The sequence below is a fragment of the Sporanaerobacter sp. genome (assembly GCF_047830725.1).
GTDB lineage: Bacteria > Bacillota > Clostridia > Tissierellales > Sporanaerobacteraceae > Sporanaerobacter.
Genome location: NZ_CP181252.1, coordinates 2,145,636 through 2,171,469, shown reverse-complemented (window position 1 = coordinate 2,171,469; position 25,834 = coordinate 2,145,636). Strand labels below are relative to the sequence as shown.

The 25,834-nt window shown below is 30.0% G+C and carries 33 protein-coding genes; all 33 read left to right on the top strand.

Annotated elements, in window-relative coordinates; all coding sequences use genetic code 11:
- The first annotated feature begins 6 nt into the window (after nucleotides 1–6).
- The 33 genes from hslU (at nucleotide 7) to ACFWUA_RS10765 (ending at nucleotide 25,834) form a co-directional block, all read left to right on the top strand.
- Entirely contained in the window at nucleotides 7–1,398 is a 1,392-nt protein-coding gene (gene hslU, locus ACFWUA_RS10925) for an ATP-dependent protease ATPase subunit HslU (RefSeq protein WP_416198052.1), read from the top strand.
- Nucleotides 1,399–1,411: 13 nt separating this feature from the next.
- On the top strand, nucleotides 1,412–2,194 hold the full coding sequence (gene codY / locus ACFWUA_RS10920; RefSeq protein ID WP_416198051.1) for a GTP-sensing pleiotropic transcriptional regulator CodY: 783 nt from the start codon (nucleotides 1,412–1,414) through the stop codon (nucleotides 2,192–2,194).
- Nucleotides 2,195–2,513: 319 nt separating this feature from the next.
- Complete coding sequence (flgB, locus tag ACFWUA_RS10915) at nucleotides 2,514–2,921, top strand: flagellar basal body rod protein FlgB (RefSeq protein ID WP_416198050.1); 408 nt, start codon at nucleotides 2,514–2,516, stop codon at nucleotides 2,919–2,921.
- 2 nt (nucleotides 2,922–2,923) lie between these two features.
- Nucleotides 2,924–3,364: a flagellar basal body rod protein FlgC gene (gene flgC / locus ACFWUA_RS10910; RefSeq protein ID WP_416198049.1), complete on the top strand. Its 441-nt coding sequence runs from the start codon at nucleotides 2,924–2,926 to the stop codon at nucleotides 3,362–3,364.
- A 12-nt stretch (nucleotides 3,365–3,376) separates the two neighbouring features.
- Nucleotides 3,377–3,676 carry a flagellar hook-basal body complex protein FliE gene (fliE, locus tag ACFWUA_RS10905; RefSeq protein WP_416198048.1) on the top strand — a complete coding sequence of 100 codons (300 nt, stop codon included), beginning with the start codon at nucleotides 3,377–3,379 and terminating at the stop codon, nucleotides 3,674–3,676.
- A gap of 28 nt (nucleotides 3,677–3,704) precedes the next feature.
- Complete coding sequence (gene fliF / locus ACFWUA_RS10900) at nucleotides 3,705–5,234, top strand: flagellar basal-body MS-ring/collar protein FliF (RefSeq protein ID WP_416198047.1); 1,530 nt, start codon at nucleotides 3,705–3,707, stop codon at nucleotides 5,232–5,234.
- 12 nt (nucleotides 5,235–5,246) lie between these two features.
- Nucleotides 5,247–6,251 (top strand): flagellar motor switch protein FliG, encoded by a 1,005-nt coding sequence (fliG, locus tag ACFWUA_RS10895; RefSeq protein WP_416198046.1) that lies wholly within the window; start codon nucleotides 5,247–5,249, stop codon nucleotides 6,249–6,251.
- Entirely contained in the window at nucleotides 6,244–6,990 is a 747-nt protein-coding gene (locus tag ACFWUA_RS10890; protein WP_416198045.1) for a FliH/SctL family protein, read from the top strand. Before fliG ends, ACFWUA_RS10890 begins: the two co-directional genes overlap by 8 nt.
- Before the next feature lie 5 nt (nucleotides 6,991–6,995).
- Nucleotides 6,996–8,330, top strand: coding sequence for a flagellar protein export ATPase FliI (gene fliI, locus ACFWUA_RS10885; protein WP_416198044.1), 1,335 nt, complete (start codon nucleotides 6,996–6,998; stop codon nucleotides 8,328–8,330).
- 14 nt (nucleotides 8,331–8,344) lie between these two features.
- Nucleotides 8,345–8,785 carry a flagellar export protein FliJ gene (gene fliJ, locus ACFWUA_RS10880; protein WP_416198043.1) on the top strand — a complete coding sequence of 147 codons (441 nt, stop codon included), beginning with the start codon at nucleotides 8,345–8,347 and terminating at the stop codon, nucleotides 8,783–8,785.
- An 11-nt stretch (nucleotides 8,786–8,796) separates the two neighbouring features.
- Complete coding sequence (locus ACFWUA_RS10875) at nucleotides 8,797–10,032, top strand: hypothetical protein (RefSeq protein ID WP_416198042.1); 1,236 nt, start codon at nucleotides 8,797–8,799, stop codon at nucleotides 10,030–10,032.
- A 26-nt stretch (nucleotides 10,033–10,058) separates the two neighbouring features.
- Nucleotides 10,059–10,265 (top strand): hypothetical protein, encoded by a 207-nt coding sequence (locus tag ACFWUA_RS10870; RefSeq protein ID WP_416198041.1) that lies wholly within the window; start codon nucleotides 10,059–10,061, stop codon nucleotides 10,263–10,265.
- Nucleotides 10,266–10,351: 86 nt separating this feature from the next.
- Nucleotides 10,352–10,591 carry a hypothetical protein gene (locus ACFWUA_RS10865; RefSeq protein WP_416198040.1) on the top strand — a complete coding sequence of 80 codons (240 nt, stop codon included), beginning with the start codon at nucleotides 10,352–10,354 and terminating at the stop codon, nucleotides 10,589–10,591.
- Nucleotides 10,592–10,647: 56 nt separating this feature from the next.
- Nucleotides 10,648–11,418 carry a flagellar hook-length control protein FliK gene (locus ACFWUA_RS10860; protein WP_416198039.1) on the top strand — a complete coding sequence of 257 codons (771 nt, stop codon included), beginning with the start codon at nucleotides 10,648–10,650 and terminating at the stop codon, nucleotides 11,416–11,418.
- Between the two features lie 11 nt (nucleotides 11,419–11,429).
- Nucleotides 11,430–11,798 (top strand): flagellar hook assembly protein FlgD, encoded by a 369-nt coding sequence (locus ACFWUA_RS10855; protein WP_416198038.1) that lies wholly within the window; start codon nucleotides 11,430–11,432, stop codon nucleotides 11,796–11,798.
- A gap of 15 nt (nucleotides 11,799–11,813) precedes the next feature.
- Complete coding sequence (locus ACFWUA_RS10850; RefSeq protein WP_416198037.1) at nucleotides 11,814–12,194, top strand: TIGR02530 family flagellar biosynthesis protein; 381 nt, start codon at nucleotides 11,814–11,816, stop codon at nucleotides 12,192–12,194.
- 78 nt (nucleotides 12,195–12,272) lie between these two features.
- Nucleotides 12,273–13,058, top strand: a complete 786-nt coding sequence (locus ACFWUA_RS10845) for a flagellar hook-basal body complex protein (RefSeq protein WP_416198036.1) — start codon at nucleotides 12,273–12,275, stop codon at nucleotides 13,056–13,058.
- The gene (locus ACFWUA_RS10840) at nucleotides 13,058–13,606 is read left to right on the top strand and encodes a flagellar hook-basal body complex protein (protein ID WP_416198035.1); all 549 of its coding nucleotides are present in this window, start codon (nucleotides 13,058–13,060) and stop codon (nucleotides 13,604–13,606) included. The genes ACFWUA_RS10845 and ACFWUA_RS10840 overlap by 1 nt, the downstream gene beginning before the upstream one ends.
- Before the next feature lie 52 nt (nucleotides 13,607–13,658).
- Nucleotides 13,659–13,871, top strand: a complete 213-nt coding sequence (locus ACFWUA_RS10835; protein WP_352404561.1) for a flagellar FlbD family protein — start codon at nucleotides 13,659–13,661, stop codon at nucleotides 13,869–13,871.
- Nucleotides 13,872–13,874: 3 nt separating this feature from the next.
- Nucleotides 13,875–14,663, top strand: coding sequence for a motility protein A (locus ACFWUA_RS10830; protein ID WP_416198034.1), 789 nt, complete (start codon nucleotides 13,875–13,877; stop codon nucleotides 14,661–14,663).
- On the top strand, nucleotides 14,660–15,379 hold the full coding sequence (locus ACFWUA_RS10825) for an OmpA family protein (RefSeq protein ID WP_416198033.1): 720 nt from the start codon (nucleotides 14,660–14,662) through the stop codon (nucleotides 15,377–15,379). Before ACFWUA_RS10830 ends, ACFWUA_RS10825 begins: the two co-directional genes overlap by 4 nt.
- 20 nt (nucleotides 15,380–15,399) lie before the next feature.
- The gene (locus ACFWUA_RS10820) at nucleotides 15,400–15,834 is read left to right on the top strand and encodes a flagellar basal body-associated FliL family protein (RefSeq protein WP_416198032.1); all 435 of its coding nucleotides are present in this window, start codon (nucleotides 15,400–15,402) and stop codon (nucleotides 15,832–15,834) included.
- Nucleotides 15,835–15,847: 13 nt separating this feature from the next.
- Entirely contained in the window at nucleotides 15,848–16,840 is a 993-nt protein-coding gene (fliM, locus tag ACFWUA_RS10815; protein ID WP_416198031.1) for a flagellar motor switch protein FliM, read from the top strand.
- Entirely contained in the window at nucleotides 16,833–17,993 is a 1,161-nt protein-coding gene (fliY, locus tag ACFWUA_RS10810; protein ID WP_416198030.1) for a flagellar motor switch phosphatase FliY, read from the top strand. The genes fliM and fliY overlap by 8 nt, the downstream gene beginning before the upstream one ends.
- Nucleotides 17,994–18,022: 29 nt before the next feature.
- Nucleotides 18,023–18,385, top strand: coding sequence for a response regulator (locus ACFWUA_RS10805; RefSeq protein ID WP_416198029.1), 363 nt, complete (start codon nucleotides 18,023–18,025; stop codon nucleotides 18,383–18,385).
- A 3-nt stretch (nucleotides 18,386–18,388) separates the two neighbouring features.
- The gene (locus ACFWUA_RS10800) at nucleotides 18,389–18,913 is read left to right on the top strand and encodes a flagellar biosynthetic protein FliO (protein ID WP_416198028.1); all 525 of its coding nucleotides are present in this window, start codon (nucleotides 18,389–18,391) and stop codon (nucleotides 18,911–18,913) included.
- Nucleotides 18,897–19,655, top strand: coding sequence for a flagellar type III secretion system pore protein FliP (fliP, locus tag ACFWUA_RS10795; protein ID WP_416198027.1), 759 nt, complete (start codon nucleotides 18,897–18,899; stop codon nucleotides 19,653–19,655). Before ACFWUA_RS10800 ends, fliP begins: the two co-directional genes overlap by 17 nt.
- A gap of 15 nt (nucleotides 19,656–19,670) precedes the next feature.
- On the top strand, nucleotides 19,671–19,940 hold the full coding sequence (fliQ, locus tag ACFWUA_RS10790) for a flagellar biosynthesis protein FliQ (RefSeq protein WP_416198026.1): 270 nt from the start codon (nucleotides 19,671–19,673) through the stop codon (nucleotides 19,938–19,940).
- A gap of 14 nt (nucleotides 19,941–19,954) precedes the next feature.
- On the top strand, nucleotides 19,955–20,737 hold the full coding sequence (fliR, locus tag ACFWUA_RS10785; protein ID WP_416198025.1) for a flagellar biosynthetic protein FliR: 783 nt from the start codon (nucleotides 19,955–19,957) through the stop codon (nucleotides 20,735–20,737).
- A gap of 5 nt (nucleotides 20,738–20,742) precedes the next feature.
- Complete coding sequence (flhB, locus tag ACFWUA_RS10780) at nucleotides 20,743–21,831, top strand: flagellar biosynthesis protein FlhB (protein ID WP_416198024.1); 1,089 nt, start codon at nucleotides 20,743–20,745, stop codon at nucleotides 21,829–21,831.
- Between the two features lie 13 nt (nucleotides 21,832–21,844).
- Nucleotides 21,845–23,869: a flagellar biosynthesis protein FlhA gene (flhA, locus tag ACFWUA_RS10775; RefSeq protein ID WP_416198023.1), complete on the top strand. Its 2,025-nt coding sequence runs from the start codon at nucleotides 21,845–21,847 to the stop codon at nucleotides 23,867–23,869.
- Entirely contained in the window at nucleotides 23,869–24,942 is a 1,074-nt protein-coding gene (locus ACFWUA_RS10770) for a flagellar biosynthesis protein FlhF (protein WP_416198022.1), read from the top strand. The genes flhA and ACFWUA_RS10770 overlap by 1 nt, the downstream gene beginning before the upstream one ends.
- 1 nt (nucleotide 24,943) lies before the next feature.
- Nucleotides 24,944–25,834, top strand: a complete 891-nt coding sequence (locus ACFWUA_RS10765; protein WP_416198021.1) for a MinD/ParA family protein — start codon at nucleotides 24,944–24,946, stop codon at nucleotides 25,832–25,834.

Genomic DNA, 25,834 nt, shown 5'->3' with positions numbered 1-25,834 from the left:
TTGTCTATGAAAGAATTAACTCCTAGAGAAATAGTAGAAGAATTAGATAAGTATATAGTTGGTCAGGGAAAAGCTAAAAAAGCTGTTGCTATAGCTATTAGAAATAGATATAGAAGAAATTTGCTTGAAGAAGATTTTAAGGAAGAAGTTAAACCTAAAAATATTTTAATGATTGGGCCAACAGGAGTTGGAAAAACTGAAATAGCTAGAAGATTGTCAAAACTTATACAGGCACCTTTTGTAAAAGTTGAAGCAACTAAATTTACTGAGGTGGGTTATGTAGGCAGAGATGTGGATTCCATGGTCAGAGATTTGGTGGAAATATCAGTTCAAATTGTAAAAGAAGAAGAAATCACAAAAGTATTTGATAAAGGTAAAGCTATGGCTGAAAATAGAATTATTGAATTGTTAGCTCCTTATCCAAAGCAAAAAAGAAATACTGATAACCCATTAGAGATGTTATTTGGAAATTTGGAAGTTGATGATAAAAATGAAAAAAATGAAGAATATATATATATAAATAATAGTAGAGAGGAATTGCGAAAACGTCTTGAAAGAGGAGAATTGGAAGACCAACTCGTTGAAATAGAATTAGAGGAATCATTAAATTCTACAGTAGAGTTTTTTAGTGAGCTTGGTATAGAAGAATTCAATATAAATATGAATGATATTCTTGAAGATATTATCCCTAAAAAAAAGAAAAAGAAAAAAATAACTGTAAGAGAAGCTAGAAAAATATTAGAGGCACAAGAAGCGCAAAAGCTTATAGATATGGATGAAGTAGTAAAAAATGGTATTAAGAGAGCTGAGGAAAATGGCATAATATTCATAGATGAAATTGACAAAATTGCAGGGAGTAATTATTCATCAGGTCCAGATGTATCACGAGAGGGTGTTCAGAGAGATATTTTACCTATAATTGAAGGAAGTACAATTGTTACTAAATATGGTCCCGTTAAGACTGATCATATACTTTTTATTGCAGCGGGAGCTTTTCATGTTTCAAAAGTAAGTGATTTAATTCCAGAAATTCAAGGTAGATTTCCTATAAGAGTTGAACTTGACAATTTAACTGAAGAGAATTTCAAAGAAATATTAACAAAGCCTAAAAATGCTTTAATTAAACAATATCAGCTTTTGTTAAAAACAGAAGGTGTAGATTTAACTTTTACAGAAGAAGCCATAGAAGAAATTGCTAAATTTTCTTATATTTCCAATGAGCAACATGAGAATATTGGTGCAAGAAGGCTCCATACAGTTATTGAAAAATTATTAGAGGAAGTATCTTTTTGTGCACCAGATTTAGAAGAAAAAAATATTATTATAGATGCTGAATATGTAAAGAAAAGATTCACTAATGATTTACAACAAAAAGACATATCAAAATACATATTATAAGAGGAGGATTATTATGAGCGAAAGTTTATTACAAAAAACTAGGAGACTAAATAAAACGTTGCAAAGTTCTGGTTCAAAGCCTGTATCTTTTCCTGAATTAAGTAAAATACTCAGTGAGATATTAGATGCAAATGTTTATATAGCAAGTAGAAAGGGAAGAGTCCTTGGGTATGAATTGTCAACTGGATTTGATTGCGATATAATTCAAAGTGAAATAGTCAAAGAAAAGAGATTTCCAAAAGAATACAATGATCAATTATTGAAAGTCACTGAAACTAGAGAAAATATTGAGGAAATATCTGAATGTGTATTTGATCAAGTTTCAAAATGTGATTATCCTGACAAGATAACTACTATAATACCAATAAATAGTGGTGGAGTTAGATTAGGTACATTAGTAATATCTAGGTTTGGAAGAAATTTCACAGAGGATGATTTAGTACTAGGAGAATATAGCGCTACTATAGTAGGAATGGAAATACTCAGATCGAAAAATGATGAGATTGAAGAAGAAGCTAGAAAAAGAGCAGTGGTACAAATGGCTATAGGGACATTATCTTATTCTGAGTTGGAGGCCATGGAACATATATTTAATGAATTAGATGGTGACGAAGGGTTATTGGTAGCAAGTAAAATAGCAGATAGAGTTGGCATTACCAGATCAGTAATAGTTAATGCATTGAGAAAATTTGAGAGTGCTGGAGTTATAGAATCTAGGTCATTAGGTATGAAAGGCACTCACATAAAAATATTAAATGACAAATTGATTGAAGAACTTAAAAAGGCTAGAGAATAGTAGGTAATTTTACCTACTATTTTTTATATGTTTGCTTTAAAGATTAAAATTCATTAGTTAGAAGAACTAGGACTTATGTACTAAAATAGAAAATGTTGTACAAAGATGTAGTAGATAAGAGGATTTTCAATTATAATGTAGAATATATTTTGTATTATGTAGAAATAAGTTGATACAAAAAGAAAATTGTTTGCAATATATAATATAATGTAAATATAGTTTATTTGTTCTAAAATATAGTAGAAAAATGTTATAATTTGATATATCATATTTATTAATAGATTGGTTCTAAAAAATAGAAAAAACAGAGGTGAATTATATGATAGATAATTTATTTTCAAATACAAATATTTTAGAAAAAGCATTGAGCGGAACTTGGATTAGAAATAAAATCATATCAAAAAATATTTCTAATGTAGATACTCCCAATTACAAGAGAAAAGAAGTATTGTTTGAAGACTATTTAAAACAAGAACTTTCTGAAAATAATCAAAAATTAGTGACTACTAATGAAAAGCACATAAAGGGTCTTGGAATGAAATCAGAATTTATCCCCAAAATTATTGAAGATAAAAGCACATCTTATAGATTTGATGGCAATAATGTAAATATTGACACGGAGTCGGCAGAATTATCTAAAAACGTCATAATGTATGATGCATTAGTTAGACAAATTACTGATGAGTATGAAAAAGTTAAAAATGCTATTATAGAAGGGAGCAAGTAATTATGGGAATGTTTGATTCTTTTTATACAAGTGCTTCGGCTTTGACCGCAGAAAAGACAAGAATAGATATAATATCTAAAAATTTAGCAAATGTAAATAGTACAAGAGGCACTGGTGGTATGCCATATAGAAGACAAATGGTAGTGTTTCAAGAAAAAAAGGCAGATCCATTTTCAAATTATTTGTCAAGTAAACTTAACAAAGTAAATAACGAAGGTGTCATAATTAGCAAAATAGTTGAAGATAGCACTCCTTTTAAACTAGTTTATGAACCAGGTCACCCAGATGCAGATGAAAATGGGTATGTAAAGATGAGTAATGTGGAACCTGTAAAAGAAATGGTAGATATGATAGATGCACAGAGAGCTTATGAGGCCAATATCACTGCTATAAATGCTACAAAGGCATTGCTTATGAAGTCTCTTGAAATTGGTAGGAAATAGGAGGGGTAGATTGTGAGCATAAATCCAATACAGTACAATCAAGATACTATTTTTACTTTAAATAAAGATATAAAGAGTGAAAGAAAAAATGAAACTTCTTTTGGAGATTATTTAAAAAATTCAATAGATGAAGTAAATAGATTGCAAGTAGAATCTCAAAATTATAAAAATTTATTGGCTATTGGAGAAGTGGATAATTTACATGATGTAATGATAGCTGCAGAAAAGGCAAATATAGCTTTACAATTGACTATGAGTATTAGAAATAAAGTAGTAGATGCTTATAGGGAAATAATGAGAATGCAGATATAAATAATGTAGCAAGAAATGGGGTGATTTGGTGGGAGAAACTATCGAACAAATGAAGAAGCAATTAAATGAATTTTGGACGGGAATGGATAAGAAAAAGAAAGTAAAATTAGGTGTTAGCAGTGTGTTGGTTATTGTTGGAGTTATAATTTTTATAAGTATATTGGCACGACCTAAATATGAAGTACTTTATGATAGTTTATCGTTAAAAGATATGGGACAAGTCACAAAAAAATTGGATGAAATGAATGTTAAGTGGAAGACGGATGAGAAAAACAATAGTATTTTAGTACCTGCAGATGTTAAAAATAAAGTAAAGATTGAGCTTGCTTCTGAAGGTTTGCCTAAAGATGGATATGGTTTTGCTGATGCTTTTAATGATAGTAGCTGGACTATGACGGATTATGAAAAAAAAGAGAGAATTAAATATGCTTTACAAAATGAATTAGCTTCTACAATTTCAGAAATTGATGGAATTGAAAGTGCAACTGTTTACATAGATGAAAAAGAGGATAAAGGTTTTGTTTTAGAAAATGATATAAATGAAACTACAGCTTCAGTTTTTATAAAAAAAAGTGAAAATAGACCGTTATCCAAAGAAACTGTTTCTGCTATTAAAAATCTTGTGGCAGGTTCAACAAATATGGAGCCAGATAAGGTTTTTATTATTGATGATTCAGGAAAATTGTTAACTGACAATGGAGATGAAGATAGTTATCTTATGACTGAACAATTCAATATGAAACAAAATATTGAATTGAGGACAAATGAAAGTTTAAAGAGGTTTCTAGAAAATGTTTTTGGTTATGGAAATGTAGATGTAAGAACAAGCGTTAAAATTGATTTTGATAGTGAGATGACAAAGATAGTAGAATTTTCACCGCCCATAGAAGGCAATGAAGAAGGGCTCATAAGAAGTATGGAAGAAGTAGAGGAACATATGATAGGTGGAGCAGAAGGTGGAGTACCTGGTGTAGATGGAAACACGCCAGATTATCAAATGGAGAATAACGGAAATTCTAGGTATGACAAAGCAAGTCGTGCGATTAACAACGAATTAAATGAAATAAATAAAGAAATACGCAAGGCACCTGGACAAGTAGATTCAATAACTGTGGCAGTATTAGTAAATAAAGATTCTTTGCCAAGCGGGGAAATGACGGATGAGATGAAAAAAGAAATATCTGATTTAATTACTGCTGCTACAGGATTGGATACAAAAGAAGTGCAAGTAAGTGCTGAAAGTTTTAATAGTGGAATTATGACAAAGGAAGAAGAAACGAAGGAAAAATCTAATTTAGCTATGTGGATAATATTGGGAGCCATATTGGCTTCAGCTATAACTGGTTTTATTGTATATAGGAGAAGAAAAGCCATAGAGGAAGAGGAAAATTATGAAGATATTGAAAAGATATTAGAAGAAAAAATTGATGAGCAAACTGCAATACAGGAGCTTGATTTTGAAGCGGAAAAATCAGAGATGAAAACTCAAATAGAGAAATTTATTGCAAAGAAACCAGAAGCTGTTGCTCAATTATTAAGATCATGGCTAAATGAGTAGGGAGTGACTAGTATGCCGAAGAAACAATTGACAGGTAAAGAAAAAGCAGCTATTCTTCTTATTGCTCTAGGACCTCAAATGTCAGCTGAAATCTTTAAGCATTTAAATGAAGAGGAAATAGAGGAATTGACATTGGAAATTGCAAATATGAGAATGGTTTCACCTGAAGAAAAGCAAGAAGTAATAGAAGATTTTTATCAACTTTGTTTAGCTCAAGAGTATATATCAGAAGGTGGAATAAACTATGCAAAAGAAGTTCTAGAAAGGGCTTTGGGAGAGGATAAGGCTGTAGATATTATAAATAGGTTGACATCATCATTACAAGTGAGACCTTTTGAATTTGTCAGGAAAGCAGATCCTAATCAATTATTGAATTATATACAAAATGAACATCCTCAAACTATTGCATTGATATTATCTTATTTGTCTCCGTCTCAGGCAGCTCAAATATTGTCAAGTTTGCCACAAGAAAAGCAAGCGGAAGTATTGCGTAGAATAGCCATAATGGATAGTACATCCCCTGAAGTAGTCAAAGAAATAGAGAGAGTTCTTGAAACTAAATTTTCAAATATTGTATCTCAAGATTTCACTGTTGCAGGTGGGGTTCAAACTGTAGTAGATATATTAAATTCTGTAGATAGAGGAACAGAAAAATATATTATGGAAGAACTAGATATTAAAGATGCAGAACTTAGTGATGAAATTAGAAAGCGAATGTTCGTATTTGAGGATATTGTTGGTCTTGACAATAGAAGTATTCAGAGAATTATACGAGAAGTTGATAATAGTCAATGGGCTGTTGCACTTAAGAGTGCAAGTGAAGAGGTTAAGGAGGCTATCTTTGCAAATATGTCTAAGCGATTAGTTGAGATGATTAAAGAAGATATAGAATTCATGGGACCTGTTAGACTTAAAGATATAGAAGAAGCGCAACAGAACATAGTCAATGTAATCAGAAGATTAGAAGAAGAAGGTGAAATTATTACTCCTAGAGGAGGGGATGAGATAATTGTCTAAAATCATAAAATCCTTTAGGGTTGTAGAAGAAGAAAATATTTTTGTAGAAGATGAGCTAAAAAATGAAGAAGAAAATGTATTTTTAGAAGAAGCAAAAAAAAAGTACGATGAGATAGTTTCAAAAGCCCTAAAAGAGGCTGATAGAATAGTTGAAGAGGCCAATGAAAAAAGCGATATATATTTAAATCAAGCTTATGAAAAATCCAAAGAAATATTTAATGAGTGGAAAGAAAAAGGGTATACAGAAGGGTATGACATTGGATATAAGGAAGGTTACAGCAGTGGTTATGAGAGCGGTGAGAAAGTATCTAACAAATTGATTGAAGAAGCTTTAGAAATAAAGAATAATTATATAAATAAAAAAGAAAATATTTATAGAGAAATAGAAGAGGATGTTATAGAACTTGTCATTAATATTTGCGAGAAGATTATTTATGACAAAGTAGAAGAAGATAGCGAATATATAGTTACATTGATATTAAAAGGCATTGAAAGTCTTAATTCAACAGATAATTTAATGATTAGAGTTTCAAAGGAAGATTACGATATTGTAGAGATGTCTAAGGACAAAATATTAGCTAAGGCTAGTTTGGTAAATGATTTAGAAATAAGACTTGATAGCAGTTTAAACAAAGGTGACTGTATCATAGAAACAGCTAGCGGAAGTGTGGATGTAAGCATTAAAGATCAAGTAGAAGAAGTAAAACAACTATTAAATGACATTTTAAATAGTGAGTGATCTATATGAATAATATAATTGATATGAAAAAATATATAACTGCAGTAAGTCAAAAAAGACTTGTTAAATATACGGGGAAAATTACTAAAGTGACAGGGCTAACCATTGAATCAAATGGACCAATGGCTAGCATAGGTGAACTATGCTATATATATCCGCACAATATTGAAACACCTATAATGTCAGAAGTAGTAGGTTTTAAAGATGATAAGATCTTACTTATGCCATTGGGAGACATGGAAGGCATCGCTTCTGGAAGTACTGTGGTAGGAAGTGGCAAATCATTGCAGGTAAATGTAGGAGAAGAATTGATTGGAAGGGTATTGGACGGTTTGGGTAATCCTATAGATGAAAAAGGGCCTATAAAGACATTGAAAAGCTATCCAGTTTCTAAATTTCCTCCTAATCCATTAGAACGAAAAAAGATAAGTGAACCTCTATCACTAGGAGTAAAATCCATAGATGGATTGCTGACTTGTGGCAAAGGTCAGAGAATAGGAATTTTTGCAGGTAGTGGTGTTGGAAAAAGCACACTTATGGGAATGATTTCAAGAAATTCTACTGCTGATGTAAATGTTATAGGACTTGTTGGGGAAAGAGGCAGAGAGGTAAGAGAATTTATAGAAAATGATTTAAAAGAAGAAGGACTGAAAAAATCAGTAGTAGTTGTGGTTACATCAGATCAACCTGCACTTATTAGAGTTAAGGGTGCTATGGTGACTACTGCTATAGCCGAATATTTTAGAGATCAAGGTTTAAATGTAATGCTCTTAATGGATTCTTTGACACGTTTTGCAATGGCTCAAAGAGAGATTGGACTAGCTATAGGGGAGCCACCAGTTACAAGAGGTTACACTCCTTCTGTATTTGCTGTTTTACCTAAACTACTGGAGAGAACTGGAACATCTTCGAAAGGTACAATTACAGGGCTTTATACTGTTCTAGTTGATGGAGATGATTTAAATGAACCTGTTACTGATACTGTGAGAGGGATACTTGATGGACATATAGTGCTATCTAGAAAACTTGCAAATCAAAATCATTATCCTGCTATAGATATATTAGCTAGTATCAGTAGAGTTATGCCAAGCATAGTATCGAAAGAACATATGAATATGGCCAATACCGTTAAAGATATTTTAGCTACCTATAAGGAATCGGAAGATTTAATAAATATAGGAGCATATAAGAGAGGAAGCAACAAAAAACTAGATATAGCTATTGATGTGATTGACAATATAAATGAGTTTTTAGTTCAAGAAACAGGGAAAAGTTATGATTTTGAAGAAACATTAAATATGCTTGTAGATATCAATGAAAAAGTCCAGGATAATAGATAATGGAGGATTGGGATATGGACAAGTTCAATTTTAAATTAGAAAAAGTATTGGATTACAAAAAAATTATTGAAATAGATAAGAAAGGTGAATATGGCAAGGCTAAACAAAAATTGATAAAAGAAGAAAATGTGCTAGAAAATTATAATAGATATAAGGATAATATTAAAAATGAAAGAAATCTATCTATAGATAAAACCAATATAGCTAATTTGAAATTATATAATGATTATTTATTAGATATAGATAGACGTATTTTAGAACAAGAAAAAATCGTAGATAAAACAAAGGAAAAGCTAGAAATAGCTAAAGATGAACTACTTGAAGCTACAAAAGAGAAAAAAACATTTGAAAGATTAAAAGAAAATAGATATGAAGAATATTTATATTCGATGAAAAAGGAAGAGGAAAAAATAATTGACACAATAGTTACTTTTAAGGGAAGTGTCCAACAGTAGGGGGTGGTATTTTGGAAAGCACAGAAAAGCCAAAGAAAAAGAAAAGCTCTAAAATTATTTTAATACTCATTATAGCATTTGTACTAGTACCTCTAGGAGTTGGATGTGTAGTTTATAATACAAATAAATCGTTTAGAGATAAGATGAATACAAAATTAATTAAAGCGCCAGGATTTGTGGGAAAATATTTTAGAAATTATCCAACTGAAAGTGAAAAACAAGACAAAAAAACATATTTAGCTAACTATTATCTTTCTCTAGATCCCAGTAGAGCTGCAGATAAAATATACATAGTTAAAAAAAATGATGAAGAACTTTTTGATGATATTATAAGGATAATGAATGAAATGTCTCCAAGCAAAACTTCTGAAATTTTGAAATTAGTAAGAAGTATTGAATTGAGGAAAGATTTACTTTTTTCTATATATGATGAGATACAAGAAGAAAAACAAAATCAATTGAAAGACGAGATATCAAGACTAGAAAAAAATGATATATTAGTTTCTATAAATGAAATAGAAAAAAGAGTGGCTGAAGAGAGTGGATATTTAGAAAAATTACCCAATATAATAAATTTCATGGATGAAGACAAAGCTTCTACTATACTATATTATCTAGATGAAAATATAGTTAATGCTGTTTTACCTAAACTAGAAGCTGAAAAAAAATCTAAGCTGCAGAATAGAATGCTCATAAAAGAAATTGAAGATAAAAAATTGAGAGATTTGGCTAGCTTATATGAGGCAAAACCATTAGATACAGCTATAGAAGAAATTGGGAACGAAGAAACATATTCCATGGATAAATTAGGTAGTATATATATGAATTTATCAGTTAAAAAAGCAGCAGAAATTCTTTCTAATGTGGAAGATGACAATTTTACTGAAGAAATTTTTACTGTCATAAGAAGAGAAGAACAGCTAAAAAAAGTTGAAGATTCTAAGACTATAGATATAAGTGAGGCTATACAATTTGTAAGTGAATATAATAGAAAAATTGATGAATTGGTAGGTATATATGAAAAAATGAGTCCTGATGCAATTGCTAAAATTGTTGAAAATATGATGGATAACACAAAGACTGTTACATCTCTAGAAATTAATTCTACACCTATATATGAAATATCTGATTCAACTATTATAATTGATGTATTAAGTAAAATGAAAAAACCTACAGTTTCTAAGATAATTAATAATATGAATACTAAAAAGGCTACTCAGCTAACCCAGTTGTTAGCTAAACCATAAAAATATTATGTAAAGGAGGTGAAAAGTTGAAAAACATAAATGTATCAATTTTAGATTCAAAAATAGAAGATAATTTTTTTGTTTCCACTAAAAGCAATGTCATAAAAAACGATAGTAAAGATTTTTCTAACTGTCTAAAACAAATTCAAAACGACATTCAAGATAGTCATAAACTGAAAAATGAAGCAATTCAAAACTGCAAGATAAAAAAGCTATTTCTAGCAAAACTGTAACTAAAGGCAAAAATGAGAAAATAAGGACAGATGACCTAGAAGATGATGTAGAAAACATAAGTCAACTATCTGATGAATTGGAAAGTTTGAACTCTCAAATACAGAACTTGATATTGCAATTGTTAGAATTGTATACTAACTGTGATGAAAATAATAAGAATGAATTAAAAGAAAGTGTTGAACAAGTTAAGGATACAGTTGAAGGTGTAAAGTTTATTTTAAATGATGATTTTAAGCTAATGGATAAAATTGAATTTGAAAGTCTAGAAGATATAATGACTAAATTAGATGAGTTAGAAAATATTTCAAGGAAAGCTAGAAAGTAAATTTGACGATGTACTAGATATAAAAAAGCTGAAAACTTAAAAGTAATATATTAGCTTTGCAAAAAGAAAATAAAGCAGCGTTTGAAAATACATTGTCTAAAGAAAACAACAAAGAAATATTAGGCGAAATGAATATAGAAACAATAAAGAAAGACAATCCCATGGAAACAAAAGATGTATTTTTCTCAAGTCAAAATTTAGAAGAAAATGTTAAAGAAAATATTGTAGCTGAAACTGAAACCAAAGGCGAAGAAAATTTATTTGAAGAAGATTTAGATGAAAAAAGTGCAGAATTAAATGAAATTAGAGAAGAACAATTGTTTACAAATTCAAAAATCAAGACAAATTTTGAAGGCAAAATAGAAGAAATTCAAAAGAAAGAAATAGAAATTCCTAAAGATGAAATAATAAAACAAGTACTAGATAAAGGAAAAGCTGTAGTAGATGAAAATAAATCTGAAATAAGAATAAAGCTCAAACCAGAGATTTTGGGAGAAGTTTTACTCAAAGTAGAAGTTGAAAAAGGAGTAGTAGTAGCAAAAGCAATAGTTGATAACTATAGAGTTAAGGAACTATTAGAGACGAATATTTATCAACTAAAAGAAGGATTAGAAAAACAAGGTTTAGATATAAAAACTTTTGAAGTGCAAGTAGGTACTAACTCAAATTTTGAAAATGAAAAAAGAGAAAAGTACAGTTCTAATGACAAAAATAAGAAAATCAAGATTAAAAAATTAGATTTAAATACTTTAAATACTTATGAAAAAAATATTATATTTGACAATGAAAATATAATTAAGGAAGGTTCACTAGATTTAATGGCTTAGGAGGTGGAGTTTTGGAAATTAATAATATAGCTCAAAAGGAACATGTTTATAAATTTGACGAAAAGAAAGACGTTTCTAGAACTGAAACTAAAAAGACAGGGGGACTAGATAAGGATGCTTTTTTAAAGCTATTGACGACCCAATTAGCAAATCAAGATCCACTAAATCCAATGGAAGACAAAGAATTTATAGCACAAATGGCACAATTCAGTACTCTTGAACAAATTCAAAATATGAACAAAAATCTTCAAGTATCTCAAAAGGAAATAAAAGAATCTATAAATGCTATAAATAAAAACTATATAGATGCAAGTATTGAAATTTTAAAACAATTGATAGATATAAGAAAAGTTCTAGAATCCTATGGAGTAGAAGAATAATTTGGAGTTGATTTAATGAATGATATCAATATAAAACAACTTGAAACTAGACTTATAAATACATCTTTACAAAAACAAAATATTAAAGTAAATCAAAGCAAAAACTTTGAAGATGTATTAAAAAAAATACAATCAAATAATGGTGAAATAAAATTTTCAAAACATGCAATAGACAGGATGAATGAAAGAGATGTAAAATTAGACGGAGATGAAGCTGTAAAATTAGAAGAAGCTTTTAAGAAGGCAGAAGAAAAAGGTATAAATGAAGCTTTGATATTGATTGGGGATAAAGGGTTTATTGCAAGTATTAAAAACAAGACTGTTATCACTACAATATCTAATGATAAGCTTAAAGAAAATGTATTTACAAATATAGACGGGGCAGTAATATTATAACTGGACCTTTTATGGAGGTTATTTATGTCTGACTGACAGAGGACATAGTACTGCCTAAGTAATAGGAGGTATGTGTTTATGATGAGATCAATGTACTCAGCTGTTTCGGGCTTGAGGGTACATCAAACCAAAATGGATGTTATAGGAAACAATATAGCCAATGTAAATACTGTTGGATATAAGAAAGGTCAAATGACTTTTCAGGAGGTATTTAGTCAAGTAATAAGAGGTGCAGGAGCACAACAAGGTGGAAAGGGAGGTACAAATCCTCAACAGATAGGACTTGGAGTAGGGATAGGTTCCATAAATACTATTCATACCAAAGGGCCTACTCAAACCACTGACAATCCAACAGATCTTATGATAGATGGGGAAGGATTTTTTGTAGTAACTGATGATACAAATTATGAAAATAAATATTATACAAGAGCTGGAAACTTTACATTAGATAAAGCTGGAAATTTAGTTACTCCAGATGGTTTCAAAGTGCTTGGATATAAAGTGGATGAGAATGAAAACATTACAGATGAAATAGGTCCTATAGTCATAAACAGATCAGAAACAAAAGCACCTACAGCAACAAATAAGATACAATTTAGAGGAAATCTTGATTCTAGAAATGATGAAACATTTACTACTGATACTGTAATAAAAGACAGTCTAGGAAATTCATATAATGTGAAATTTGAGTTTAAAAAAGACGAAGATGCACCTAACAAGTGGACTATGTCATTAGGTGAGATAAAAAGTGAAGATGGAAAGATAACAATACCTGTTGGGAATGATGATGGAGTTAAAATTGAAAAAGTGATAATGGTAACAATTGAATTTGATGAAAATGGGAAATTGATAAAGGATAAATGATGCAGAAGAGAAGATTTGGGAAAGTCTCATTGAAATTTACTGATGATGTTAAGGAAAAACTAGGAGTGAATTTTGGAGTGAATAATGAAATCACAATATTTGACCCAGCTGACAAAGAATCCTACAACAAACTTACTCAATATGCAAATGACAGGGATATTAAACCTTATGCTGAGAATGGAAATTCATCAGGTAAACTTGAAGGGTTTTCCATAGATCCATCTGGAATTGTTTCAGGTATATTTACAAATGGAGAGAGAAAAGCTTTGGGACAAGTCATGTTGGCTAAATTTGACAATCCTATGGGGCTTCAAAAGCTTGGAAACAATTTCTTTGTTGATACGAGAAACTCTGGAGAAGCTCAACTTGGAAAGCCAGGGACGAGTGGCTTTGGAGCAACAAAATCTGGTTCTCTTGAAATGTCAAATGTAGATCTTTCTATGGAGTTTACTGAAATGATAACAACTCAAAGAGGATTTCAAGCAAATTCAAGAATCATAACTGCTTCAGATGAAATGCTTCAAGAGCTTGTAAACATGAAGAGATAGTTAAATAGTTGGGTAGGATTTCCTACCCAACTACTTAAAAAGGTGGGATAGTATGATTAAGGTAAAACGATTAAATGGTAAGGAGTTTGTTGTAAATAGTGATTTAATTGAATTCGTAGAAGAAACTCCTGATACTGTTATTTCACTTACAACAGGGAAAAAGGTGGTGGTTCAAGAATCAGTAGATGAAATAATTGAAAAAGTAATTGAGTTTAAAGGAAAATCAATAGAATATATTAGAAGAGAACAGGGAAAAGAGGTGTAACTATTGGATATAGCAACTGTCATTGGATTGATAAGTGGATTTGCTTTTATAATTTGGGGCATCATGAGTTCTGGAGACATAGGTTCTTTTATAGATATACCATCTGTTATAATTGTACTGGGAGGAACAATTGCTTCTACTCTTATAAGCTATCCACTTAAAAGTATTTTAGGTTTAAATAAGGTTTTAAAAAATGCTTTTTTTCAAAAAGAAATTTCTCCCAATGAAGTCATAGGTGAAATAATCAATTTAGCAAATGTGGCGAGAAAAGAAGGACTATTATCTTTAGAGGAGTTTGGAGAAAAAATTGATGATGAATTTTTAAAAAAAGGGATAATGCTCATTGTAGACGGAACAGATCCTGAATTAGTAAGAAATATATTGGAGACAGAACTTGTTTTCATAGAAGAAAGGCATTCAGAAGGACAAAGTATATTTGAAACAATGGGTGCTCTTGCACCAGGATATGGAATGTTGGGAACACTTATAGGACTTATAAACATGTTAAAAGATTTAGATGATTCATCTGCCATTGGACCAAACATGTCAGTTGCATTAGTTACAACTTTTTATGGTTCGATGTTAGCAAATTTGTTATTTATACCTACAGCAAGCAAGTTAAAAATAAGAAGTAAAAGAGAGATATTAGTTAAAGAATTGATGGTGGAAGGATTGTTGGCTATTCAAGCAGGGGAAAATCCAAGAATTATAGAAGAAAAGCTTAAGACTTTTATTCCGCCAGAAATGAGAAAGGACTATAGAGGCCAAACTGAAAGAGAGGGAGCACAATGAGAAAAAGAAAGGTTGAAGAAAAATCAGGTGGTGCAGCAGAATGGTTGACAACCTATAGCGATATGGTTACTCTTCTGCTATGTTTTTTTGTACTCCTTTTTTCTTTTTCAGAAATTGATGCTCAAAAATTTAGGTCTATTATGAGTTCTTTTCAAGGTGGAGCAGGAGTATTAGAAAGTGGAACTGCTATGGATATTCCTGAAAATCTGCTAGGAGATGATAATGTAGATGCTGATGAATTGGCAAAACTCAAGAGTGTCATAGAAGAATATGCTGAAGAGAGTGGGTTAAAGGGTGAAATAACGCTTAAAGTTGAAGAAAGAGGATTGGTAATAAGGTTTATGGACAGTATTTTCTTTGACTCTGGAAAAGCAGATTTAAAACCTGAATCTAAACAAATATTGCATTATGTAGCTGAATTATTAAATAGAGAAGAATTTAAACAAAAACAAATAAAAATTGAAGGACACACGGATACTGATCCAATCATACATTCCAATACATACCCGACGAATTGGGAGTTGTCAGCAATACGTGCAACAAATGTATTGAGATATTTAGTTGAAGTTGAAAAAATTAGTGGAGATAGAATATCGTCTTCTGGGTATAGCTATTATAGACCAATAGCTCCAAATAATACAAAAGCAAATAAGGCCAAAAATAGAAGAGTTGATATAGTCATTTTGAAATCATCTCAAGAATTGTGGGAACCATAGAATTGTAGCGAGGTGGGAAAATGGATACTAAAAAAATAATACTTATAGTTGTTCTTGTAGCAGTTATAGTCTTTGCAATTTTTGGAACAATTTTGGGATTTATATTTTATAAAAATAACGATGGAAATAATGGTAATGCAAGTAAAAAGAAAAGTAGTGAACAATTTTATATTACATTAGAAGATATGTATTGTAATATAAAAGAAAGCAAAAAGATTGTCAGATTAAAAATTACAGTAGAAATTTCTGATAAAGATACTTTTGAAGAGCTACAAAACAAACAATTTTTAATGAGAGACGAAATAAATAAAATCATTAGAAATAAAAAAGAAGAGGAACTCCAAGGCAGAGATGGGCAATTGGCCTTGCAAAGCGAAATAAAGAATAGTTTAATAAAATTGTTTGACAATGAAAATATAACAAATATATATTTTAATGATTTAATTATACAGTAGGGAGGTAAAGCAATTGTCTGAAGTATTATCTCAAAACGAAATAGATGCCCTACTCCAAGCGTTAAATTCTGGTGAAGTGGATGTACAGGAAATTAAAGAAGAAGAAAGTGCAAGAAAAATTAAGAAATATGATTTTAGAAATCCTCAAAAAGTTGCCAAAGATCAGTTGAGAACATTAGAGATAATTCATGAAAACTTTGCAAGACTTCTTCAAACTTTTTTATCTGGATATCTTAGAGCTCCTGTAAAAGCTTCTATACTTACAGTAGATCAATATGCATATAGTGAGTTTAGCAATGCAATTTCCAATCCAGCTTTTTTGAGTATAATAAATTTTGAGCCATTAAACGGGCAAATACTCATAGATATTTCAACTAATCTAGTATTTACTATTATCGATAGACTGCTAGGTGGAGATGGAGAGGAGATCAATGAAATAAGAGGATTTACTGAAATTGAGATTTCTTTGTTGAGAAAAATGATGATTAAAATGATGGATTTAATTAAGGAAGCTTGGGAGAATGTTATAGTTTTAAATCCAATATTAGAAAAAATAGAAGTCAATTCACAATTTGCTCAAATAGTTCCTCCAAATGAAACCATAGCATTAATTACAATAAATTTATCTATTGGTGATGTTGAAGGTATGCTGAATGTTTGTATTCCATATATAGTGTTAGAACCAATATTAGATAAATTGAGTACAAAATTTTGGTTTTCTAATGCTAAAAAAGAGATTTCCAAAGAGGAAATGAAAGCTATTAGAAATAGAATTTTAGAAACTTCAGTACCAATAAAAGCAGAACTAGGTTCAGCTACTATTTCAGTTAATGATATTATAAATTTACAAGTTGGTGATGTCATTAAATTAGATGATAAAAAGGACTTGATCAAGCTTCGAATAGGATCAAATATAAAATTTTTAGGAACTCCTGGAGTTAAAAATAATAGAATGGCTGTAAAAATAGTAAAAGTGATAAAGGATGGTGAGAATAGTTATGACTAATGATATGCTTTCACAAGACGAAATAGATGCTTTACTAAGAGGAAATACAGAAAATGAAGAAAATACAGGAGAAAATCATGAATATGAAAGTGAAATTGGAGATTTAGAGAAAGATGCATTAGGAGAAATTGGCAATATAAGTATGGGGACTGCTGCTACTACTTTGTCAACACTTTTAAATCAAAAGGTTATTATTACTACTCCAAACGTTGAAGAAACTACTATTGATAAGTTAGCAGATGAGTATCCGATTCCATTTGTTGCCATTGATGTCTCCTATAAGGCTGGATTGGAAGGCTCTAATATACTAATTTTAAAAGTAGATGATGTAAAAATAATAACAGATATACTTATGGGCAAAGAAGAGATTGATTTAGATAGAGAATTGACAGAATTGGATTTAAGTGCTGTAAGTGAAGTTATGAATCAAATGATGGGTTCTGCCTGTACATCTCTTTCTGAAATTTTTACAACCAAGATAGATATCCAACCGCCTAAATCTTATGAAATTACATTTAGTGAAGGAAAAGATAAACTTGAAATTTTTAAAAATGATAAAAGATTGATAAAAATATCCTTTAAAATGGTTGTAGGAGATCTCATAGATAGTCAGATAATGCAATTGATACCAATAGATTTTGCTAAAGAAACGGTTAACAATTTGTTAGGAAGGAACAGTAAAGAGCCACAAAATGATGTATCTATAGAGCCGACAATAAATTTAGAGGATTTTCCAGTACACGAGGAAAAAGAAGCATCAAAAATTGAACAAGCACAAAAACATTTAGTTGATGATGAGAATATCTTATCAAACAGGATGCAAGGAAAAGAGAATAGTGCTGTAACTGTTAAAAAACCAGTATTTGAAACCTTTGACAATGAAACTAAATTTAGCTATAATGAATCTATCGAATTGGTGGGAGAAATTCCTGTAGAATTAACTGTAGAATTAGGACGAACTACTAAAAAAATTGGTGAGATACTAGAATATGGGCCAGGAACAATCATTGAATTAGACAAACTAGTCGGAGAGCCCCTAAACGTATATGCAAATGGAAAGTTCATAGCAAAAGGAGAAGTTGTTGTAATAGATGATAATTTTGGTGTCAGGATAACGGATGTTGTAAATTCATACAATAAAACTAATTATTAATTTAAAATATAGTTAAGGAGGAATAAAAAATGGCTAATAGTATATTAATAGTTGATGATGCTTCATTTATGCGAATGATGATAAAAGACATATTGACTAAAAATGGTTTTGATGTAGTAGGTGAGGCTGAAAATGGTGCAAGAGCCATTGAAAAGTACAAAGAATTGAAACCTGATTTAGTTATCATGGATATAACTATGCCTGAAGTGGATGGAATACAAGCTGTAAAAGAAATCAAGAAAATAGATTCAAGTGCTAAAATTGTCATGTGCTCTGCTATGGGACAACAAGCTATGGTCATAGAAGCAATTCAAGCTGGAGCAAAAGATTTTATTGTTAAACCTTTCCAGGCAGATAGAGTTATAGAGGCAGTTAGGAAGGTATTGGGATAATAAATGAAGAAAAAATTTTGGTCTATAAGTTTTGTTTTGTGTTTTATTCCAGATTTAATCTATGCTGTTAATAATACAGAAAGTAAAACTGGATATGCAGAAATGCTCTTAAAGACAGTTTCATATATTTTGGCGATAGTATTTATAATATTGTTAGCATTTTATGGAACAAAATTTGTAGCTAAAAAATCTCAGAAAATGCTTAAAAGTAAGTATGTACAAATAATAGACTCTGTTAATTTGGGTGTGAATAATAGGATTATACTAGCTAAAGTTTCCAATTTCATCTATGTAATAGCTGTTAACAACAATCAAACTGTACTAATTGATAAAATATATGTGGAAGAGTTTTTTAAAAATCAAAATAAAGATATTTTTGATAAGTACTTAAATGATTATATAGCTAAGGATGCAAAAGAAACTAACAAGTATGATTTACAAAAAAAAATAATAGAATTTTTCAAAAAAGTAAATCATACTAATCTAAATACAGGTAAGGAAGACAAAGAAAATGAAGAAGACAATTAGTATTATGATATTTATGCTGATTTTAGTATTGACTTTTTCAAATTTAACTTATGCACAATCAGAAGTTTCACTTTTTGGAAAGACAGTTAAAATTGAAGATTCAAAAAATCCAGAAAACTATGTTGCTTCAATACAAATACTTATATTATTGACAGTACTAACTCTTGCACCATCTATACTCATTATGATGACAAGTTTTACTAGAATAATAATAGTATTGTCTTTCATAAGGAATGCTCTTGGACTTCAACAGACTCCTCCAAATCAAGTACTAATTGGACTAGCTCTTTTTTTAACATTTTTTATTATGGCTCCTATAGGTAGTCAGATTAAGGACAATGCGATTCAGCCTTTTCTCAAAGAAGAAATAAATCAAGAAGTAGCTTATAAAAGAGCTATGGAGCCTGTGAGAGAATTTATGTTTAGACAAACTAGGGATAAGGATTTAGCTTTGTTTATAAATATAGCTAAAATTGATAACATAAAAGATTTAAAAGAAATACCAGATAGAGTCATAATTCCAGCTTTTATCATAAGTGAATTAAAGACAGCATTTGAAATAGGTTTCGTAATTTATATACCTTTTTTAGTTATTGATATGGTTGTTTCAAGTACATTGATGTCAATGGGGATGATGATGTTGCCACCAGTAATAATTTCGTTGCCGTTTAAGATTTTGTTATTTATATTAGTTGATGGATGGAATTTAATTGCCAAATCTTTGGTTTTAGGTTTTAAATAATTGAGGTGATTTATTATGAGCCAAGGCGATGTTTTAAAACTTGCACAAGATGCAATTAGGACGATTTTGATTGTAACTGCACCGATACTGGGATTTAGCTTGATTGTTGGATTGTTGGTTAGTATTTTGCAAGCAGTTACCCAAATTCAAGAGGCGACATTGGCATTTGTTCCCAAGATAATAGCTGTATTGTTGTCATTAATTATATTTGGACCATGGATTTTAAAAGCAATAACTGAATTTACTACAGAAATATTTATGAATATTAACTTATATATACAATGAAATAGGTGTTAAACATGGACTATATCATGGATATTTTGATGAATGAGTACCAGCTATTTTTACTAATATTTGTAAGGGCATCTGGGATATTTGTTTTTTCACCTTTATTTAGCTCGCAAAATGTGCCTAATGTGCTCAAAGTTGGATTTTCTTTTATTTTTTCACTGCTATTATCGATGACGTTGAAAGTAGATTTTCTATACGAAGTTAATGAAAGCTATGCGGTACTTATAATTAAGGAATTAATGGTAGGAATTATGATTGGATTTATAAGTTATGCTTTTTTTAGTACGTTTTATATTTTAGGGCAAATAATAGATATGGAAATTGGATTTGGTATGGTAAACGTAATTGATCCACAAAATAAAATACAAGTACCAGTAATGGGAAATTTTTATTATATATTGTCTTTTTTAATTTTGTTAATAACTAATGGTCATCATGTCATTATTAAAGCATTGGTTGATAGTTATCAATATATACCTATAGGTAAATTTTACATAAGTGAGGCTACTGCATATCAATTAATAAGCATACTTGGAAAAACTTTTAGCCTAGGGTTTAGAATAGCTGCTCCTATAGTTGTCACTATGCTATTAATTGATATATTGTTAGGAGTATTATCAAGGACTATACCACAAATGAATGTTTTCGTAGTAGGTATGCCATTGAAAATCGTAGTAGGATTGCTAGTTATTGCTGTATCAATTCCTATTTTTAATAAAATCACAGGAAATATTTTTGATGAAATGATAAAAGAAATTTATGTTTTTTTTAAGTCCTTCGTTAAAGGATGATGTAAATGAAATATAGTATACAACTTCAATTGTTTGCAGATGCTGAAAAAACTGAAAAAGCAACACCTAAAAAGCGCAAAGATGCTAGAGAAGAAGGTCAGATTCTTCAAAGTAGAGAGATTTCATCTATACTTATTTTATTGCTATCATTTGTAGGCATAAAAATTTTTGGAAAATATATGTTTGAAAATTCAATGAAATTCATGAAAGATACTTTTTCTCTAATTGATAATCCTGATAAATTGTTTGTAATGGATAATATAATGGCTAATTTTTTATCTATAATAGTTGTTTTTTTAAAAATTATAGGTCCTATAGTATTGCTAGCTTTTGTTGCTGGACTTATTTCGAATTATATACAAATTGGATTTCTGTTTACAACTAAGCCACTTAAACCAAAGTTAAATAGAATAAATCCTATAGAGGGTTTCAAGAGAATATTTTCTAAAAGAGCTCTTATGGAGCTATTAAAATCTTCGTTGAAAATACTAATTATAGGCTATACTTCTTATGGATTTTTAAAAAAGAAAATTAATACCATATTAAATTTAGGGAATATGGAAATTGAAGATATGTTAGTAAGCTTTTCAAAATTATCCTTTGAATTTGGCATGAGAATAGTTGGTGTACTATTTTTTTTAGCTATTTTAGATTATTTTTATCAATGGAGAGAATATGAGAAAAATTTAATGATGACAAAGCAAGAATTAAAGGAAGAATATAAACAAACAGAAGGAGATCCACTTATAAAATCCAAAATCAGGGAAGTTCAAAGGAAAATGGCATTTTCTAGAATGTTACAAGACGTGCCAAAAGCTGATGTAATAATTACAAATCCAACTCATATAGCTGTAGCATTAAAATATGATAAAGACTTATATATTGCTCCTTTTTTATTAGCGAAAGGTGCGGATTTAATTGCTGAAAACATTAAAAAGGTAGCTAGTGAAAATAATATTCCAATTGTAGAAAATAAGCCTCTAGCTAGGACAATTTATGAGACTGTAGAAATTGGAGATATAATACCTGAAGATTTATATGAAGCTGTAGCAGAAGTATTAGCATATGTATATAGTATGAAAGCTGAGATTTAGGGGGACATTTAATATGAAATTTGGTGATTTAATTGTAGCCATTGCAGTTATTGCGATAGTAATTATAATTATTATACCAGTGCCTAAGTGGGCTTTGGATATACTTTTAACCTTAAATATTTCATTAGCATTATTGATATTATTGCTATCCATGTATACTGAAGATGTGTTACAGATATCGATTTTTCCATCACTGTTGTTGATATCTACAGTTTATAGATTGGCCTTAAATATTTCAACTACACGAAATATTTTAACTGATGGAGATGCAGGTAAAGTAATTGAGACTTTTGGAAATTTTGTTATACAGGGAAATATAGCTGTAGGATTTATAGTGTTTTTGATAATTATGATTGTTCAGTTTATAGTTATAACAAAGGGAGCAGAAAGAGTAGCTGAAGTTGCTGCAAGATTCACATTAGATGCTATGCCAGGAAAGCAGATGGCAATAGATGCGGATTTGAATTCTGGTCTTATTACAGAAGAACAGGCTAGAAAAAGAAGAAAAGAAGTTCAACAATATGCAGATTTTTATGGTGCCATGGATGGAGCAACTAAGTTTGTAAAAGGGGATGCAATTGCAGGAATTATTATTACTTTTATAAATATTGGAGCAGGGCTTGTTATGGGGATGCTTTCAAAGGGTCTATCATTTCAAGAGGCTTTAAATAAGTATACTCTTCTTACAGTAGGAGATGGTCTTGTAAGTCAAATTCCTGCGTTGCTAATTTCAACAGCGACTGGATTAGTTGTTACGAGGGCAGCTTCTGAATCAAGTTTAGGACGAGATTTAATAAATCAACTCTTTGGCAATAATTCAAAAATAATGTTTGTGATATCAGGAGTTCTTATGTTTTTAGGAATATTTACACCACTTAGAACTCCATATATTATAATGGGTCTTTTGTTTGCTTTTCTAGGGTATTCAATGGGAAAAACAGTGAAAGAAGAATTAGAAAATATTCCCATAGAAGAATCTGAATCAGAAGAATTGAGAAAACCAGAAAATGTTATGTCATTGTTAAAAGTTGATGACATAGAATTGGAATTTGGTTATGGTCTTATACCTCTAGCAGATGTAAATCAAGGAGGAGATTTGTTAGATAGAATAGTTATGATTAGAAGACAAATAGCAATGGAATTGGGTTTAGTCGTGCCCATAGTACGCTTAAGAGATAATATTCAATTAAATCCAAATGAATACATAGTTAAGATAAAAGGTGTTGATGTAGCAAGAGGAGAAGTGTTGTTTGATCATTATTTGGCCATGAATCCTGGAACTGCAGAAGGAGATTTAGAGGGTATTGATACTTTTGAACCTGCATTTGGATTACCAGCTAAGTGGATAACAGATAAAGAGAGAGAAAAAGCGGAAGTTTTAGGATATACTGTAGTTGATCCACCATCTGTTATAGCTACACATTTAACTGAGATCATAAAAGAAAGAGCTTTTGAATTAATAGGAAGGCAAGATGTAAAAATGCTTATTGATAATGTAAAAGAGGAGTATCCTGCGGTAGTGGATGAAGTTGTGCCAAAGTTATTATCTTTAGGAGAAATTCAAAAAGTACTATCAAATTTGCTTAAAGAACAAATAAGTATTAGAGATATGGTGACCATATTGGAAACATTGGCAGATTATGCCACAATTACAAAAGATACAGATTTATTAACTGAGTATGTAAGACAACGATTATCTGGGTATATAACAAATAAATATGTAGATAAAGGTGAATTGAAAGTAGTGACTCTAGATAGTGAAGTAGAAGAACTTATCATGAAATCAATTAGTCAGAGTGAAACAGGTTCTTATTTATCCATAGAACCTAATATAGCACAAAAAATAATAAATAATACATTAAAATCTGTTCAAAGACTTACATCTATTGGGCAACAGCCTATTGTATTAACAGCTCCTATAGTGCGATTTTATTTTAAAAAATTAACTGAACAGATTACAAGGGATTTAATTGTACTATCATATAATGAAATCGACCCCTCTGTTGAAGTTCAATCTGTAGGGATGGTGAGTCTATAATGAAAGTAAAAAAGTATATAGGGGCAAATACTCAAGAAGTTATGGGTAAATTAAAAAAAGAACTTGGCTCAGAGGCTGTAATTTTAAATACAAGGACAATAAGACAAAAAGGTGTCTTTGGTTTTTTAAAAAAACCTTTAGTTGAGGTTATTGCAGCTATTGATGAAAAAGAGAATAAATCTGGTCAAAATGAAAATCAAATTTTTTTAAATGAAGTTAATTCTGAAATTAAAAGGTTGAGAAATTTAGTTGAGAAAGTAGCAATAAATGAAAGTTTTGATGAAAAGAAAATTGATGAAAATTTAATTATTTATAGAAATGAACTAGTAAAAAATGGAGTTGATCATAATATAGCTACAAATATCCTATACAAAATAGGAGAACAAGTTAGTTTTGATGGAAAAAGTGAGGAAGAAATTAAAAAAATTGTCTCTTATAACATAGTTGAATACCTAGGCAAACCAGAACCAATTGATATAATAGATGTACCTAAAGTCATTTTTTTCATAGGACCAACCGGAGTAGGAAAAACCACAACTCTTGCAAAAATTGCAGCCCAATTAGTCATTGATGGAAATTATAAAATAGGGTTAATAACTGCTGATACTTATAGAATAGCAGCAGTTGAACAATTGAAAACTTATAGTGAGATATTGAAGCTTCCACTAAAAATAATATACAAACCTGAGGAAATATATAAAGCTATGGCTGAATTAAAAGATAATGATATTATACTTGTAGATACAGCAGGAAGAAGTCATAAAGATATAGTTCAGAAAAATGAAATCCAAGAATTAATAAATTCCGTAAAAAATAAAGAAGTCTTTTTGGTATTAAGTATGGCTACTGATTATTTAACTTTAAAATCTATTATTGATCAATATGGGTGTATAGAAAATTATAAAATAATATTCACAAAATTAGATGAAGCTGAAACATATGGAAATATTTTAAATGTTAAATTTGAAACAAACAATCCTCTTTCATATTTCACTATAGGCCAGAATGTTCCAGATGACATAAAAATTGCCAATATTGAAGAAGTTGTATATAGATTGATTGGAGAGAAATAATATGGCAGATCAAGCAGAAAAATTAAGAAAAATAATGGATAGACTTTCACATGAGAAGGAAAGCATTCCCACCAAAAGCTCTAAAGCTAAAATAATTTCTGTAACTAGTGGTAAAGGTGGAGTTGGTAAAACTAACTTCACTATTAATCTAGCCATATCTTTAAAACAACTAGGGTATGAAGTTGTTGTTGTAGATGCAGATATTGGATTGGCAAATGCAGATATAATAGCTGGTATTGTAGCAAAAAATACAATTTTAGATTTATTTATTGAGAATAAAAATATTTTTGAAATAATGACAGAAGGACCAAGTGGTATTAAAATTATATCAGGAGGATCAGGTATAAAAGAATTATCTTCGTTCAATGAAGATAATTTAAATAGATTTATACTTGAAATAGAAAAGCTTGAACGTTGTTATGATTTTATAATTGTAGATACAGGGGCAGGAATAAATAGCAATGTCATGAAATTTTTAATGGCTTCTGATGAAGTTGTACTAATAATAACTCCAGATCCTACTTCATTAACTGATGGATATGCTCTTTTGAAAACATTGACTATGTACAATTACAAGAACAAAGTGAAAATTGTTGTAAACATGTCAGAAAGTAAAAAAGAGGCTGATGAGGTCTTTAACAAATTAAATACTGTATCTAATAAATTTTTACATACCAGCGTTGATTTTTTAGGCTTTATCAATACTAGTAGTACAGTTTCTAATGCTGTAAGAAATCAAAGGCCATTTGTTTTATCAAGTCCCAATAGTTCTGTATCAAAAAAAATAAACATTATTGCTCTAAAATTTGTAAATCTAGAAGAAAAGGAAATAAAAAAAGATAAGAGCTTTTCTCAAAAATTGAAAGAACTTTTTTTAAGGAAGGATGGCTAA

What these genes read in the sequence shown, in the direction of transcription:
- hslU (WP_416198052.1), top strand. Translation starts at nt 7, where the DNA reads ATGAAAGAATTAACTCCTAGAGAAATAGTAGAAGAATTAGATAAGTAT.
- codY (WP_416198051.1), top strand. Translation starts at nt 1,412, where the DNA reads ATGAGCGAAAGTTTATTACAAAAAACTAGGAGACTAAATAAAACGTTG.
- flgB (WP_416198050.1), top strand. Translation starts at nt 2,514, where the DNA reads ATGATAGATAATTTATTTTCAAATACAAATATTTTAGAAAAAGCATTG.
- flgC (WP_416198049.1), top strand. Translation starts at nt 2,924, where the DNA reads ATGGGAATGTTTGATTCTTTTTATACAAGTGCTTCGGCTTTGACCGCA.
- fliG (WP_416198046.1), top strand. Translation starts at nt 5,247, where the DNA reads ATGCCGAAGAAACAATTGACAGGTAAAGAAAAAGCAGCTATTCTTCTT.
- fliI (WP_416198044.1), top strand. Translation starts at nt 6,996, where the DNA reads ATGAATAATATAATTGATATGAAAAAATATATAACTGCAGTAAGTCAA.
- fliJ (WP_416198043.1), top strand. Translation starts at nt 8,345, where the DNA reads ATGGACAAGTTCAATTTTAAATTAGAAAAAGTATTGGATTACAAAAAA.
- ACFWUA_RS10850 (WP_416198037.1), top strand. Translation starts at nt 11,814, where the DNA reads ATGAATGATATCAATATAAAACAACTTGAAACTAGACTTATAAATACA.
- ACFWUA_RS10845 (WP_416198036.1), top strand. Translation starts at nt 12,273, where the DNA reads ATGATGAGATCAATGTACTCAGCTGTTTCGGGCTTGAGGGTACATCAA.
- ACFWUA_RS10840 (WP_416198035.1), top strand. Translation starts at nt 13,058, where the DNA reads ATGCAGAAGAGAAGATTTGGGAAAGTCTCATTGAAATTTACTGATGAT.
- ACFWUA_RS10835 (WP_352404561.1), top strand. Translation starts at nt 13,659, where the DNA reads ATGATTAAGGTAAAACGATTAAATGGTAAGGAGTTTGTTGTAAATAGT.
- ACFWUA_RS10825 (WP_416198033.1), top strand. Translation starts at nt 14,660, where the DNA reads ATGAGAAAAAGAAAGGTTGAAGAAAAATCAGGTGGTGCAGCAGAATGG.
- ACFWUA_RS10820 (WP_416198032.1), top strand. Translation starts at nt 15,400, where the DNA reads ATGGATACTAAAAAAATAATACTTATAGTTGTTCTTGTAGCAGTTATA.
- fliY (WP_416198030.1), top strand. Translation starts at nt 16,833, where the DNA reads ATGACTAATGATATGCTTTCACAAGACGAAATAGATGCTTTACTAAGA.
- ACFWUA_RS10805 (WP_416198029.1), top strand. Translation starts at nt 18,023, where the DNA reads ATGGCTAATAGTATATTAATAGTTGATGATGCTTCATTTATGCGAATG.
- ACFWUA_RS10800 (WP_416198028.1), top strand. Translation starts at nt 18,389, where the DNA reads ATGAAGAAAAAATTTTGGTCTATAAGTTTTGTTTTGTGTTTTATTCCA.
- fliP (WP_416198027.1), top strand. Translation starts at nt 18,897, where the DNA reads ATGAAGAAGACAATTAGTATTATGATATTTATGCTGATTTTAGTATTG.
- fliQ (WP_416198026.1), top strand. Translation starts at nt 19,671, where the DNA reads ATGAGCCAAGGCGATGTTTTAAAACTTGCACAAGATGCAATTAGGACG.
- fliR (WP_416198025.1), top strand. Translation starts at nt 19,955, where the DNA reads ATGGACTATATCATGGATATTTTGATGAATGAGTACCAGCTATTTTTA.
- flhB (WP_416198024.1), top strand. Translation starts at nt 20,743, where the DNA reads ATGAAATATAGTATACAACTTCAATTGTTTGCAGATGCTGAAAAAACT.
- flhA (WP_416198023.1), top strand. Translation starts at nt 21,845, where the DNA reads ATGAAATTTGGTGATTTAATTGTAGCCATTGCAGTTATTGCGATAGTA.
- ACFWUA_RS10770 (WP_416198022.1), top strand. Translation starts at nt 23,869, where the DNA reads ATGAAAGTAAAAAAGTATATAGGGGCAAATACTCAAGAAGTTATGGGT.
- ACFWUA_RS10765 (WP_416198021.1), top strand. Translation starts at nt 24,944, where the DNA reads ATGGCAGATCAAGCAGAAAAATTAAGAAAAATAATGGATAGACTTTCA.